This window comes from Microbacterium rhizosphaerae (assembly GCF_034120055.1).
In the GTDB taxonomy this organism is placed as follows: Bacteria; Actinomycetota; Actinomycetes; order Actinomycetales; family Microbacteriaceae; genus Microbacterium; species Microbacterium rhizosphaerae.
The window spans coordinates 2,470,690-2,484,048 of record NZ_CP139368.1; the positions used below are offsets into that span (position 1 = coordinate 2,470,690).

Consider the following 13,359-nt stretch of genomic DNA (forward strand, 5'->3'; position numbering starts at 1 on the left):
AGGGGCCGACATTCCGGAGGTGGATCATGAAACGCGGCCTCACCGCCCTCGCCGCGCTCACGCTGCTCGGCGCACTCGTCCTGGCCGGGTGCTCGTCGGCCGGGGGCCCGACGGTTCCCGCGCTCGGCTCGACATCGGGCACCGCGAACGCCGACGGCGGCTCAGGAGGCGATCGCGCCGCGAAGGTGCACGCGGTCGCCGAATGCATCCGCTCTCACGGCGCGCCGACCTACCAGGAGCCGGTCATCGACGCCGCCGGTCACGTGTACTCGGACACCCGGAGCCTCGACCGGCTGAGCCGCTCGGCCCTGGACGAGCTGGACCAGTCCTGCGGCGCATTGGCCGCGGCCGCCGGATACAGCCCGACCGACGAGCCCCCCGCCCCGCCGGCGCTGGTCGCCGCCGGGGTTCGCTCGGCCCAGTGTCTGCGCCAGCACGGTCTGCCGTCCATGCACGATCCGACGAGCGCATCGGCGTACACGCCGGGTCACGGATTCGGGCTCCGTGCCGGCGACCTGCCCAACAACGGCGCGCTGGGCAAGGACGACCCGGCGGTGCAGCGGGCCTTCGCCGCGTGCCGCGCGCTGCTCGACGCAGAGATCCGAGCCTCGGAGTTGACGAGCCTTGCGAAGGATTGATCGCTCCGCCCTCTCGTGGGCTGCGGCCGCCGTTGCGCTCGTGGTCCTCGCGGCGGTCGGTGGCGGGGCGTGGGCGACATCCGCGGCCCATCCGACGGCGACCGTCGCGGCCGTGCCCACGAAGACCGCGACGGTCGAGCGGACGACCCTGTCGAGTACGACACAGCTGTCGGGCACCCTCGGGCACGGCGCCTCGCGGCCGCTCTTCAGCCCGGCATCCGGAACGGTCACCGCGGTCCCGATGCTCGGGTCGACGATCACCGCCGGCGGTGTCCTCTTCACGGTCGACGGACGACCGATCGTGCTGATGGGAGGCGCTGAACCAGCGTGGCGGGACTTCCACGTCGGCATGAGCGCGGGAGCGGACGTCCGCCAGTTGGAGGCCGATCTCGTCGACCTGGGGTTCGCGTCGGGCCTCGGCCTGACAGTCGACGACACCTACACGTCGCGAACGGCGACCGCCGTCGGGCGGTGGCAGCGTTCGCTCGGCCTTCCCGCGACCGGGTCGGTGAGCCGCTCCGACCTCGTGTTCGAGCCCGGCGCCGTGCGGATCCTGGGCCTCACGGCGCCACTCGGCTCCCGTGTCTCGGACGGCGAGCCGGCACTCATGGTCGGCTCGACATCGGTCGAGGTCACCGCTGCCGTCCCCGCCGCCCAGACCGACCTCGTCCACCCCGGCGACAGGGTCACGGTGACGCTGCCGGCGGGACGGAGCGTGGCGGGTGCGGTGACTGCGGTGTCCACGGTCGCCGCATCCGACTCATCCGGCGCCGGCGGCCAGCAGAACAACGGTCCCGTCACCATCCCGGCCACGATCGTCCTGGACGACCCCTTACAGGCGGCCGGCCTCGACGAGGCGCCGGTCACCGTGCAGGTCACCGACCGGACCGTCACCGGCGTCCTCGCCGTGCCGATCACCGCCCTCGTCGCTCTCGCGGGCGGCGGCTACGGCGTCTACGTGGCACACGGATCCGCCCGCGATCTCGTCGCCGTCACGCCGGGCGTGTTCGCGGGGACCCGGGTTCAGGTCGATTCCGCCGCGCTGCGAGCCGGCGACCGAGTGGTGGTCCCGGCATCATGACCCATCTCGTCAGCATGGACAGGGTGAGCAAGGTGTACGGCTCCCCGGTTCCGTTCACCGCCCTTCGGGACGCCTCCCTGACGATCGATGCCGGCGACACTGTCGCGGTCGTCGGGCCGTCAGGGTCGGGGAAGACCACGCTGCTCGGCATCCTCGGGGGACTCGAGCGTCCCAGCAGCGGGGCGGTGCAGATCCTCGGGAACGATCTGGCCGCGCTGCCGGATGCGCAGGTGGCGGGCATCCGGGCCCACCGGATCGGCTTCGTCTTCCAGCGTTTCCACCTCATCGAGCACCTGACGGTTCTTGAGAACGTGGCGACGGGCCTGCTGTACCACGGCGTCGGCGGCCGCGCGCGCCGCAGTTCCGCACAGGCGGCGCTCGAACGCGTCGGACTCCATCGTCGCGCGTCGGAACGGGTCAGTCACCTCTCGGGCGGCGAGCGCCAGCGGGTCGCGATCGCACGGGCGATCATCGGGCATCCGAACCTGATCCTCGCCGATGAGCCGACGGGAAACCTCGACTCGGTGAACGGAGGGATGGTGATGAGCCTGCTCACGGGTCTTGCGGATGCCGACACCGCAGTCGTCGTCGTGACACACGACCCGACCGTCGCCACGAGACTCGGTCGTACGATCACCGTGCGTGACGGCGGGATCGTCGACAACACCGGGGAATCCGCATGAGCGCGGAATCGCCGCGGTCCGTGCTGCGTGTCAGCGACGCCGTCGCCGCAGGACTGATCGGGATGCGGGCGCGGAAGGCCCGCAGCATCCTCTCCGTCGTCGGCATCGCCGTCGCCGTCGCATCCCTCGTCTGCGTGACCGGCCTCGCCGCGTCCGCCCAGGCAGCCCTGATCGATCAACTCGGCAGGGACGGAAACCTCCTCACGGTCGCGGCCGGGCAGACGTTCAGCGGCAACCCCACGCCCCTGCCGCCGACCGCGGCGGCGATGATCCGCGCGATCCCGCCGGTCAGCTCGGTCGTCCAGGTCGGCTCCGTGCCCGGCGCGACTGTGCGCCGCACTGCCGCCATCCCCGCTCTCCAGACCAACGGCATCAGCGTGCTCGCAGCCGATCCCGCCCTTCTCGACGTGATCACCGCTCCGGTGATCGCCGGGCACTACCTCGACCCGGTCGGCCAGACCTACCCGGAAGTCGTCCTCGGCTACAGCGCCGCGCAGAACCTCGGCGTCGACCGGATCGACGCTGAGACCTCGGTCGTCATCGACGGAAGCACCTGGCCTGTCGTCGGCATCCTCGCGCCATCGAGCCTCGCCCCCGAGATCGACGACTCCGCACTCGTGTCCTTCCCGATCGCCCAGCGCCTCCTTCGGTTCGACGGCGCTGCCACGCGGATCTACCTACGCGCAGACCCCGACGAGGTCGCGGCGGTCGCCGCCATCCTCCCCTTCACCGCGTCTCCGCAGCAGCCGGAAGCCGTCGCGGTGCGCAGGCCATCCGCGATTCTGATCGCCCGCATCGCCGCCAAAGACGCCTTCACCGGACTCTTCATCGCCCTGGCCGGCGTCGTGCTCCTGGTCGGCGGTCTCAGCATCGCCAACGTCATGGTCGTGTCGGTCATCGAGCGCCGATCCGAGATCGGGCTCCGCCGCGCGCTCGGAGCGCGGTCACGCCACATCGCGACGCAGTTCCTCGCGGAATCGACCCTTCTCGCTCTGGGCGGAGGGGTAGCCGGCGCAGTCCTCGGTGCCGGCATCACGGCCGCGGTTGCGAGCGTGCAGCGCGAGGTCGTCGTGCTTCCGCCCCTGGCGCTGGCCGCCGCATTGACGGCGTCGATGGTGGTGGGAATCGCCGCCGGCGTCTACCCGGCGATCCGCGCGGCGCGGCTTCCCCCCGCCGAGGCGCTCCGTGCTCCCGAGTAGCAGACCATCGCGCTGTAAGAGCCGACCGCACCGGTCGAGCCGATCTGAGTGCAGACCGAGGTCATCCGAGCGTGACGCGCAATGACCGAATGGGGATGGCAAACGCGTGGTCTGGACGCCGTACGCGATGTGCCTCCATCAGGCATCGCGCGCTGCTGATCATGTCCTGACCTCGGGGCTGCACGGGGCGACTCAAGGGGGGACCTCTCGTCGCTATTGTGACGATAGGCAAGCGTGGTTTGCCCATCGGTATCGCGAAGGAGCGCTGGGATGCTCGTGACCACTGCCTCAGACGGGACCGATGTCGAGGCGTTCGACGAGGGTTCCGGCCCGATCATCCTCGTTGTGCCGCCGGGGATGGACGATGGCTCCGGCTATGCGCGGGTCGCGGCAACTCTGGCCGACCGCTTCCGCGTGCTGCGGCTGCGCAGGCGCCAGTACCGCCTTGACCTGCCCGCACCGGTCACGATCGCCGACGAGGTGCGCGATATCGAGGCGCTGGTTCGGGCAGTGGACGAACAGATGCTCCTTGTCGGCCACTCCTCCGGCGCTGTGGTCGCGCTCGAGGCGCTGGTGGCGATGCCGCACGCGTTCATCGGCGCCGTGCTGTACGAGCCCCCGGTGGTTACGGACCTGCCGCTCGGCGAGCCCGGAGCCGAGGCAGCCACCCGCGCAGCAGTGGATGCGGGCAAGCCCGGTGCAGCGTTGGCGATCTTCTTACGAGACGTCGTCCGCATCCCCGCGGCGGCTGCTTGGCTGACCCGTGCCGCCCTGCCGTTCATGCCGAAATACAAAGCTCTCGTCCCTCGCCAGATCGACGACCTCAGCTCGCTCATCGCGCTCGGCGACCGGCGCGATGCATACCGCGGCATCGCCACGCCCGTGCTCCTGCTCGGAGGGGGCAAGAGCCCCTCCCATCTCGCCGCCAGGCTGGACGCGCTTCAGGAGATCCTGCCCCACTGCAGCCGCGCCGTCATGCCGTCCCAGGGCCACACCGCGAACACCCAAGGCGTTGACGAACTCGCCAAGATCATCGCCCGATATGCCGAGACCCGCGACTGACCCGACGACACCTAACCGGCTGTGGTTTCGGTCCTGGGGTATGGCAGCAGACTGCCCAACATCGCCTCCACCGCGCGATGCCCGGTTGAGCATCCTTTGGCAAACGTGCGCCGACGAGCCGGGTAGCGAGGTGGGCAAGCACCTTCGCGGCCACTGGCGGCGTGGTCAGGGCTGATTCGGGTAACCGGAGGCCCAATTTGGGACGTATCCGGTGATGCACCTGCGACCGTGAATCGAGACCGGTTGCGCCCGCATCGCTGCATGCGATCGCGGCGGCCGAGTTGGTATCAACAGACCCGGCACGGCCTCTCCGGGTACGAGGGAGAGGTCCATCACGACGGGCGACACCGTCGTCGATTCAAGGGAGCCATCGTGCCACACGTGACGATCCAATCTCCACAGCCCGACTTCGTCGTGCCCGACGGTCAGGCCCTGCACGTCGCCGGGGTGGCGACAGGGACCGGTGGGTTCGAGCCCGTGCTCGTGGACGCAGTGCAGGTCAGCGTCGACGGCGGCCCGGCGGTGGCGGCGACCAAGCATGTGGTCGCTCATCAGAAGGTCCCGACCGTGACGTTCTCCGCCTCCGTCGCCGTGGGCGACCAACCGGGTGCGCACACGGTGACCGTGGTCGTGACCGACGACAACCAGGCCCACGCGTCGGCGTCGGTCCAGGTGCTGCGCGACATCTCCGTCGTCGTGCCGCCGCCGGCGATCCTCATCGACCTCGAACCTCCGTTCCCGACGACGGCGGACGACCCGTCGGTTCAGGACCTCGTCGGCACGGTGGCGCAGACGCTGGCCACCCAGGCCTCCCAGCTGACGTCGGCCGGGCTGCTGCTGGTCGGGCCCAACGTCATCGCTACGCAGGACGGCAGCGGCATACCGATCCTGCGACTCGGGGTCTGGCTGCTGGATGCGGGCTTCCCGGTGCAACCGCCGGCACCGCCGCAGTTCCCGCTCCCCCGCCTGTCCCCGCCGCAAGCGGTCGCCGGGTTCGCCCTCGTGCCGCCCCTGCGGCGCGGGCACCGCACCGGGTTCACCGACACACCCTTCGGTGTCCGTGTCCCCGAGACCACGCTGCAACGCCTCGCTGACTTCGCTCGTGTGCAGGCGGGGAACTCCGACGTGGAGTCGATCACGGTCACCCTGTCGGCGCCGGCCACTGCGTCGACCGTGGTGAGCGGCTCACACCTGGGGATCAGCTTCTCGATCGACATCGAGGAAACCCTGTCTGTCGCGCCGGTTGCCGGTGTCGATCCGCCTCAGTCGATTCCGCACGTCGACTCGGAGTATTCGACGAATGTGGGCAGCTTTCTGGACTGGCTGATCGGCGCGCTGATCCCCATCGTCGGCGGCATCCTCGTCATCGGATCTGTCGAGCTGGCGGAGAACGCCGACCAAGTGCCCGGCGTGGTCACCGGGCTGCTGTCCGGTCTCCCGGGCCGCGTGGCGGTGCACAACACGAGCCTGCCTGCGCAGGCGCAATCGCAGTTCGACTTTCCCCAGGTCGTACTCGACTGGTCGGCATTCGGCGTCAACGATGACGGGCTGGAAGGCGCCGGTGACGCGATCATCGCCGAGCGCAATCAGGCCGGTGCCCGCCTGACCGTGGCCGGCCCGGGATCGCTCAACATCCCCCACGGAGAATTCGACGTCGACACCGTGTACCGGCTCCAGCTCTGGCAGATCCGACCCGACGACGGCGGTCTCACCTGGCGGTTCCATCCCCCCGTCGGCACCGAGCACACCGGCACCGCCGACCCCGGAGTACTGGCCGAGGGCGCTGACGTCGACTTCGACTTCGTGCTCCCGCCCCACTCCCTGCAGGGGACATTCACCATCTCGGCCACCGCCATCGAGACATGCGGCACAGATGCCACCAAGACGATTTCCGCGACGGCGACGAAGTCCATCCTCGTCCGCACGCACTGACATGCAATCAGGCGGCGAGCCCCGTTGCCGCATCAGCGTCGCCGTGCAAGAAAGACGCCGCGACCACTCGTCCGCGGACGTCTCGATGCTCAGCAACGCGGGTTACCGTCGGAGCAGACATCGCACGCTATCCGTTCTCACCCGCCACGGCGCGGATGGCGTCCGTCGACGTGCCTTTTTTGTGTACGGGATCTGGGACTTTTCGTCGTACGGATGTTCTAACGGATTGAACCGCGGCATCATGGATATTCGTGGGGACGAACCGGCGATATCCGCACCACGCGGGCCAGCTAGCGGAGGAACGGGTGCTCCGCGAGGCCGCGCAGCACGGCCCGTTGCAATCCCTCACCCCTGAGCAAGTCAGGTATGGTGCTGTCCCCCTCACGACGGTTCCGGATCGGACGGTCGTGTGGGGGCTCGCCTGGCTGCGCTTCGGGGACGCGGATGTGCGGGCGACGGTGCAGATCCGCAGATGGACGGACAACGCGGTGGATGTGGTGGTCGACGTCGACGGGCAGGAGCAGCGCGTATGGATCTGGAGGTCTGCATGTGACCCCCTCAAGAACAGGCAAGACGCCTGGTCGTAGCGTCAGCGCCATGATGAACCTCGACGAAGGGCTCTATATCAAGCCCGATGGCACGTCTGTGCGGATTCCGCGTCGGAATCTCCCTCCGAACGCGCAGAACAAGAACTACGTGATCGGGATCTCGTTCTACGACGGTGACGGCGGGGACAAGGTGCTCGGGGACGTGGAAGAGCTCGAGGTGTGGGCGGCTCCCGGAGTGGGATTCCGGCCGCTGTCGTAGCTTCGCTATCGCACGTATATTGCACGACCGCTTCAGAACGGTCGACGCGACAAACGCAAAACCCCCGGATTACCGGGGGTTGTCGTTTGCTGGGGTACCTGGACTCGAACCAAGAACAACTGAACCAGAATCAGCCGTGTTGCCAATTACACCATACCCCAAGGCTTTTCGACCGAAGTCGTGCCGAGGATCGAGCTTACCCGATCCCCGGCACGCGGCCAAACCGAGCGCGCCGCTCGGGCGCGTCAGCCGACGGTCTGCACGAGGGCGCCGAGGCGGCGCACCGTCTCGGCCTTGCCGAGCAGCTCCATCGACTCGAAAAGCGGCGGCGAGACACGGCGGCCGCTCGTCGCGACGCGCAGCGGACCGTAGGCGACGCGCGGCTTCAGGCCGAGGCCGCCCTCCTCGACGGGGCTCACGAGCGCGTCGACGAGGGCGTGCTGGATGCCCTCCGCGGTGAAGTCGGCTTCGGGCACGAGCTGGAGCGCGCCGACGGAGGCGACGAGCACCTCGCCCGCGTTCGCGGGCAGGGAGGCGAGGGCGTCCTCCTGGTAGGAGACCTCGTCCGTGAAGAGGAAGCCGAGGAGCCCCGGAAGCTCGCCGAGCAGCTGCACGCGCCCCTGGACGAGCGGTGCGGCGCGGAACGCGAGCACGAGCTGCTCATGCGTCGGCTCGGCCTTGCCCGCGCCGAAGACGTCGGCATCGACGAGGTACGGCAGCATCCGCTCCGCGAAGTCCTTCTCCGCAAGCATGCGGATGTGATCGCCGTTGATCGCCTCCGCCTTCTTCTGGTCGAAGCGAGCCGGGTTCGGGTTGACGTTGACGATGTCGAACGCCTCCACCAGCTCGGCACGCGAGAAGACGTCACGATCGGGTGCGAGCGACCAGCCGAGCAGCGACAGGTAGTTGAGCAGGCCCTCGTGGATGAAGCCGCTCGCCCGCAGCAGGAACAGGTCCGCCTTCGGGTCCCGCTTCGACAGCTTCTTGGTGCCGGTCTCGCCGAGGACGAGAGGCATGTGCGCGAAGCGCGGGACGAACGTCGTGACGCCGGCATCCACCAGCGCGCCGTACAGCGCGAGCTGGCGCGCGGTCGACGGCATGAGGTCCTCGCCGCGGATCACGTGGGTGATGCCCATCAACGCGTCGTCGACGGGGTTCGTGAACGGGTAGAGCGGCACTCCCCCGGCGCGCACGAGCACGAAGTCCGGGAACGACCCGGCCGGGAACGTCACCTCGCCCCGGATCATGTCGACGTACGTGATGTCGTCGTCCGGTACGCGCAGGCGCCACGCGGGCTCGCGTCCCTCGGCGCGGAAGGCCGCCTTCTGCTCGTCGCTGAGATCGCGGTCGAAGTTGTCGTAGCCGAGCTGCTTCGCGCGCCCGTTCGCCTCGTTGCGCGCGTCGATCTCCTCGGGCGTCGAGTACGACTCGTAGACGGCACCGGATGCGATGAGCTTGTCGAGCACCTCGCGGTAGATGTCATGACGCTGCGACTGGCGGTACGGGCCGTGCGGGCCGCCCTTCTCGACCCCCTCGTCCCAGTCGATCTCGAGCCACGTCAGCGCGTCGACGAGCTGCTGGTAGCTCTCCTCGCTGTCGCGCGCGGCATCCGTGTCCTCCACGCGGAAGACCATCTTGCCGCCGGTGTGCCGCGCGTATGCCCAGTTGAACAGGGCCGTGCGGACCATGCCGACGTGCGGCAGTCCGGTGGGCGAGGGACAGAACCGCACGCGCACATCGGCGCCGCTCGCGGTCGTGGTTCGGGGATCGGGTGCAGAAGCCATCCTGCCCAGTCTATTCGGCGGCACCTCTCAGCCGAGGGGCGCCATGGCCGCCGACGCGGCCTCGAGTGCGCGCAGGAGCGCCGCGAGGGTCGTGCGCACGGACGGCACGCGATCCGCGCCCTGCGCCGTCACCACGTGCAGCGTCCGCTCGTCGCCGGGCGGGAGTGCCCGCGTCACGATCCCCGGCATCGGCGGGAAGGATGCGACCGCCAGCCGCGGCAGCGTCGCCACCCCGATTCCCTGCGCGACCAGGCCCTCGACGGCTGCGACGTTGTCGGTCTCGAACGTGATCCGAGGCTCGAAGCCGGCGCGGTCGCACACCTCGAGGAGGTGCCCCCGGCAGCGCGGGCAGCCCGCGATCCAGTCCTCGCTCGCCAGCGACGCCAGGTCGATGGATGCGGCTGCGGCCGCGGGGTGCCCGATCGGCAGCACGGCGAGCAGCTCGTCGCGCCCGATCGTCTGCACGGCAAGTCCCCGTGCACTGAGGCGGTGCGGGTCGTCGCGGTCGCCCGGATAGCTGAACGTCAGCGCGATGTCGACGCGGTCGTCGCGGACCGCCTCCACCGCCTCCGGCGGCTCGGCCTCGAGATAGGTCACCGTGATCCCGGGGTGGTGCTCGGCGAGGTCGGCGAGCAACCGGGGCACGAGGGTGGGCGATGCCGACGGGAACCCTGCGAGGCGCACGCGACCCGATCTGAGTCCCCGAAGCTCGGCCAGCTCTCCGGCCGCGGCATCCAGCGCCGTCGTGACCGCGGGAGCGTGGCGGGCCAGCACCCGGCCTGCCTCGGTGAGACGGACGCGCCGTCCCGCCCGCTCGACGATCGGCACGCCGAGCCGCTGCTCGAGCCGGCGCATCTGCTGGCTCAAGGCCGGCTGGCTGTATCCGAGCGCCTCGGCGGCGGCCGTGAGCGACCCCTCGTCGGCGATCGCCTTGACGACGCGCAGCGTCTGGACGTCGAAGTCCAGGTCATCGAAGTCGGCCATGAACCGATCATAATCCCGCGTTATGGATGACATGATCACCATGCCGTAGACGAATCACTTGCGGCTCGGCACCCTGGAATGGTGAGCACGCAGACCATCGGCCGGACGCGGATGCCGGACATCGGTCATGCGTTCGTGGGCGGTGCCGGGTATCTGTCCGCCTGCACGACGGGGCTTCCCCCGCAGGTGTCGCGCGACGCGATCATCGCGGACGTCCTGGCCGCAGCATCCGGCCGTCCCGACCCGATGGCCTACTCGGCCGCGGCGGAGCGCAGCCGCGCGCACTTCGCCCGGCTGGTGTCGACGGATGCCGACCACATCGCGATCGGATCGCAGACCTCCGTGCTCGCCGCCCTCGTCGCCACGGCGCTGCCCGACGGCGCCGTGGTCCTCTGCGCCGACGGCGACTTCTCGTCGATCGTGCTGCCGTTCGTGCACGCGGGTCGCGGAATCACCGTCCGCACCGCTCCCCTCGCGGAGCTCGCCGACGCGATCTCGGCCGAGACCGCCCTGGTCGCGTTCTCCGCCGTTCAATCGAGCACGGGCGAGGTCGCGCATCTCGACGCCATCGTTCGGGCGGCCGCGGCAGTCGGCGCCCTCACCCTGTGCGACGCGACCCAGGCGGTCGGGTGGATGCCGGTCGACGCCTCCCGCTTCGACGCCGTCGTCTGCCACGCCTACAAGTGGCTGTGCGCGCCGCGCGGCGTCGCCTTCCTCACCCTCTCGCCGCGCCTTCAGCGCCTGGCACGTCCCGTGTTCGCGGGCTGGTATGCGGGCGACGACCCCTGGTCGTCCTGCTACGGACACGACGTGGAGCTCGCTGCGTCGGCTCGCCGCTTCGACGTCTCTCCCGCCTGGCAGGCGTTCGTCGGGGCCGAGCCGGCACTCGCCCTCTTCGCCGACGCGGACGCCCGCGAGCTCTACGACTACACCACCCGGCTCGCCGCATCGTTCCGGGAGCGGTGCGGCATCCCGCAGCCCGCGCGTCCCTCCGCCATCGTGACCTGGCAGGATCCGACAGGCTGCGACCTTGCGCGTCTCATCGCGGCGGGTATCACCGCCTCCGGACGCGCGGGGCGCGCCCGCGTCGCCTTCCACGTCTTCAACGACGCGGGCGACGTCGCCCTCGCAGCCGCGGTCCTCGGATTCTGACTCAGCGCCGCCCGAGCGGCGAGAGCGCGATGACCGCCGCGACGATGACGAGCGCGCACAGCGCGAGTCCGCCGTAACCGATCCACCCGAGGATCGCGCCTGCCGCGGCCGCACCGATCGCGGCCGAGAACGCCATGATCGAATCGCTGCGCCCCTGTCGCCGCGGTCGCTGCGAGGTGACGGTGGCTTCGGTGAGCAGCGCCGCCCCGGAGACGGTCGCCGCACTCCAGCCGAGGCCGAGGAGCACGAGCGCGAGCATGACGCCGCCCTCCGCGTTCGACAGCAGTGCCGCAGTCAGCAGCGAGGCGATCAGCAGGCCCTGCCCGAGCAGGATCACCCGCAGCCGGCCCCAGCGGTCGGCGAGGATGCCGAACACCGGCGACAGCCCGTACATGCCGAAGACGTGGATCGCGATCGTGACGCCGACGACCGCCGTGACGGTGTCCGCGGAGACCATGTGCGCGAGGTGGACCGGCGTCATGGCCATGACCGACGCCATCACGACGTGCGAGCCTGCCACGGCGAAGATCGCGTAGCGTGCGGCGACGGGCCGGTCGACCTCGACGATGTGCTCCTTCCGCGCCTCTCCCGACCTCGCCAGACGCTGGGCCGTCAGCAGCGGATCGGGATGCAGCGCCACGAGGTAGAGCACGAGGGCACCGAGCTGCGCGGCGCAGGAGAAGAGGTACGAGCCGGTGAGAGGCGGCATGCCGAGCGTGCGTCCGAGCGACTCGCCGACGGGCAGCAGCAGCGGGCCGACGACACCGCCGACGGTCGTCGCCCACACGACGATGGACAGGTCACGGCCACGGCGCTCCGTCGTCGCGAGATCGGTGGCCGCGAACCGCGACTGCAGGTTGCCCGCGTTGCCTGCGCCGATCATGAGCACGCCGACGAGGAGCAGGGGGAACGACCGGATCGCGGCAGCCGTCACCACGACCACGATCCCCGCGAGCGCGAGCAGGTTGCCGAGACTGAGCGAGAACCGTCGTCCCCGGCGGGCGGCGAGGCGTGCGAGCGGGATGGCGGCGACCGCTGCGCCGAGGGTGACGGTGGCGGTGGCGAAGCCTGACAGGGAGTCCTGGCCGGAGATGTCCGCGGCCAGCAAGGCGCCCAGCGACACGGTGGCCCCGAACGCGACGCTTCCCAGCACCTGGCCGGCGGCGAGGGTCCCGACGGTCCGCCGCTGGATGCGGGCGACGCTGCCGGCGGTCAGCGGCGCGGCGAGGGTGTCAGGCATCCCTCGCCTGGTTCCGCAGCGTGCCGAGGCCGGTGATCTCCACCTCGACGGTGTCGCCCGCGACGAACGGGCCGACGCCCGCCGGCGTGCCGGTGAGGATCACATCGCCCGGAAGCAATGTGAACGCGGCCGACGCGTAGGCGATGATCTCGGCGACGCTGTGCACCATGTCGGTCAGCGGCGCCTGCTGCTTCACCTCGCCGTTCACGCGCGTGGTGAGGATCTTCCCCTCGACGTCGAACTCGGTCTCGATGGCGGGTCCGAGCGGGCAGAAGGTGTCGAAGCCCTTCGCGCGCGACCACTGGCCGTCCTTGCGCTGGAGGTCGCGCGCGGACACGTCGTTGGAGATCGTGTAGCCGAACACGTAGTCGAGCGCCCGGTCGGCGGAGACGTTCTTGGCGATCCGGCCGATGACGACGGCCAGCTCGCCCTCGAAATCGGTCTGCTCGGACTGGGTCGGGCGGACGATCGTGTCGCCGGGACCGATGACCGACGTGTTGGGCTTGAAGAAGAGCAGCGGCTCCGCCGGTGCCTCATTTCCGAACTCGGCCGCGTGCTCGCGATAGTTGCGGCCGACCGCCACGATCTTCGAGCGCGGGATGACAGGCGCCAGCAGCGCGGCGTCGGACAGCGGCACGCGCTCCCCCGTGGTGTCGTAGCCGGCGAACATCGGGTCACCCGCGAGGACGACCAGCTCGCCCTCGTCGACGATGCCGTAGCGGATGGAGTCCTGATGGCTGAAGCGCGCGATCCTCACCGCCCCAGCCTAGCCACGGGGGCGGACGACGAAGGGCGCC

Annotated in this window: 12 protein-coding genes and 1 tRNA gene; 8 read left to right on the plus strand and 5 right to left on the minus strand. The window is 70.2% G+C overall.

Going from position 1 to position 13,359, the window contains the following annotated elements:
• Positions 1 to 26: 26 nt before the first annotated feature.
• From SM116_RS11070 to SM116_RS11100, 7 genes are all read left to right on the plus strand, one after another.
• Positions 27 to 638, plus strand: a complete 612-nt coding sequence (locus SM116_RS11070) for a hypothetical protein (protein WP_320941044.1) — start codon at positions 27 to 29, stop codon at positions 636 to 638.
• Positions 639 to 750: 112 nt separating this feature from the next.
• A complete protein-coding gene (locus tag SM116_RS11075; RefSeq protein ID WP_320941045.1) occupies positions 751 to 1,719 on the plus strand; it encodes an efflux RND transporter periplasmic adaptor subunit in 969 nt (322 codons plus the stop codon).
• 14 nt (positions 1,720 to 1,733) lie between these two features.
• The gene (locus tag SM116_RS11080) at positions 1,734 to 2,402 is read left to right on the plus strand and encodes an ABC transporter ATP-binding protein (RefSeq protein WP_320944158.1); all 669 of its coding nucleotides are present in this window, start codon (positions 1,734 to 1,736) and stop codon (positions 2,400 to 2,402) included.
• Positions 2,399 to 3,601 (plus strand): ABC transporter permease, encoded by a 1,203-nt coding sequence (locus SM116_RS11085; protein WP_320941046.1) that lies wholly within the window; start codon positions 2,399 to 2,401, stop codon positions 3,599 to 3,601. Before SM116_RS11080 ends, SM116_RS11085 begins: the two co-directional genes overlap by 4 nt.
• A gap of 276 nt (positions 3,602 to 3,877) precedes the next feature.
• Positions 3,878 to 4,663 carry an alpha/beta fold hydrolase gene (locus tag SM116_RS11090; RefSeq protein WP_320941047.1) on the plus strand — a complete coding sequence of 262 codons (786 nt, stop codon included), beginning with the start codon at positions 3,878 to 3,880 and terminating at the stop codon, positions 4,661 to 4,663.
• 381 nt (positions 4,664 to 5,044) lie between these two features.
• Positions 5,045 to 6,595: a hypothetical protein gene (locus SM116_RS11095; protein ID WP_320941048.1), complete on the plus strand. Its 1,551-nt coding sequence runs from the start codon at positions 5,045 to 5,047 to the stop codon at positions 6,593 to 6,595.
• Between the two features lie 597 nt (positions 6,596 to 7,192).
• Positions 7,193 to 7,402, plus strand: coding sequence for a hypothetical protein (locus SM116_RS11100; RefSeq protein WP_320941049.1), 210 nt, complete (start codon positions 7,193 to 7,195; stop codon positions 7,400 to 7,402).
• 89 nt (positions 7,403 to 7,491) lie between these two features.
• Here the strand turns inward: SM116_RS11100 and SM116_RS11105 are convergent.
• The 3 genes from SM116_RS11105 to SM116_RS11115 form a co-directional block, all read right to left on the minus strand.
• Positions 7,492 to 7,563: transfer RNA gene (locus tag SM116_RS11105), tRNA-Gln, on the minus strand.
• Positions 7,564 to 7,647: 84 nt separating this feature from the next.
• Positions 7,648 to 9,186: a glutamate--tRNA ligase gene (gltX, locus tag SM116_RS11110; RefSeq protein ID WP_320941050.1), complete on the minus strand. Its 1,539-nt coding sequence runs from the start codon at positions 9,184 to 9,186 to the stop codon at positions 7,648 to 7,650.
• A gap of 27 nt (positions 9,187 to 9,213) precedes the next feature.
• The gene (locus SM116_RS11115; protein WP_320941051.1) at positions 9,214 to 10,170 is read right to left on the minus strand and encodes a LysR family transcriptional regulator; all 957 of its coding nucleotides are present in this window, start codon (positions 10,168 to 10,170) and stop codon (positions 9,214 to 9,216) included.
• A 111-nt stretch (positions 10,171 to 10,281) separates the two neighbouring features.
• Between SM116_RS11115 and SM116_RS11120 the strand changes: the two genes are divergently transcribed.
• Positions 10,282 to 11,322, plus strand: coding sequence for an aminotransferase class V-fold PLP-dependent enzyme (locus SM116_RS11120; RefSeq protein ID WP_320944159.1), 1,041 nt, complete (start codon positions 10,282 to 10,284; stop codon positions 11,320 to 11,322).
• Position 11,323: 1 nt separating this feature from the next.
• Here the strand turns inward: SM116_RS11120 and SM116_RS11125 are convergent, their stop codons facing one another.
• Together SM116_RS11125 and SM116_RS11130 are read right to left on the minus strand one after the other, a co-directional pair.
• Positions 11,324 to 12,562 carry an MFS transporter gene (locus SM116_RS11125; protein WP_320941052.1) on the minus strand — a complete coding sequence of 413 codons (1,239 nt, stop codon included), beginning with the start codon at positions 12,560 to 12,562 and terminating at the stop codon, positions 11,324 to 11,326.
• Entirely contained in the window at positions 12,555 to 13,319 is a 765-nt protein-coding gene (locus tag SM116_RS11130; RefSeq protein ID WP_320941053.1) for a fumarylacetoacetate hydrolase family protein, read from the minus strand. Before SM116_RS11130 ends, SM116_RS11125 begins: the two co-directional genes overlap by 8 nt.
• Positions 13,320 to 13,359 lie beyond the last annotated feature (40 nt).

Bases quoted from the DNA above. Each gene is read 5' to 3' on its own strand.
- SM116_RS11120 (WP_320944159.1), top strand. From the start codon at position 10,282: ATGCCGGACATCGGTCATGCGTTCGTGGGCGGTGCCGGGTATCTGTCC.
- SM116_RS11070 (WP_320941044.1), top strand. From the start codon at position 27: ATGAAACGCGGCCTCACCGCCCTCGCCGCGCTCACGCTGCTCGGCGCA.
- SM116_RS11115 (WP_320941051.1), bottom strand. From the start codon at position 10,170: ATGGCCGACTTCGATGACCTGGACTTCGACGTCCAGACGCTGCGCGTC.
- SM116_RS11125 (WP_320941052.1), bottom strand. From the start codon at position 12,562: ATGCCTGACACCCTCGCCGCGCCGCTGACCGCCGGCAGCGTCGCCCGC.
- SM116_RS11085 (WP_320941046.1), top strand. From the start codon at position 2,399: ATGAGCGCGGAATCGCCGCGGTCCGTGCTGCGTGTCAGCGACGCCGTC.
- SM116_RS11080 (WP_320944158.1), top strand. From the start codon at position 1,734: ATGGACAGGGTGAGCAAGGTGTACGGCTCCCCGGTTCCGTTCACCGCC.
- SM116_RS11100 (WP_320941049.1), top strand. From the start codon at position 7,193: ATGATGAACCTCGACGAAGGGCTCTATATCAAGCCCGATGGCACGTCT.
- gltX (WP_320941050.1), bottom strand. From the start codon at position 9,186: ATGGCTTCTGCACCCGATCCCCGAACCACGACCGCGAGCGGCGCCGAT.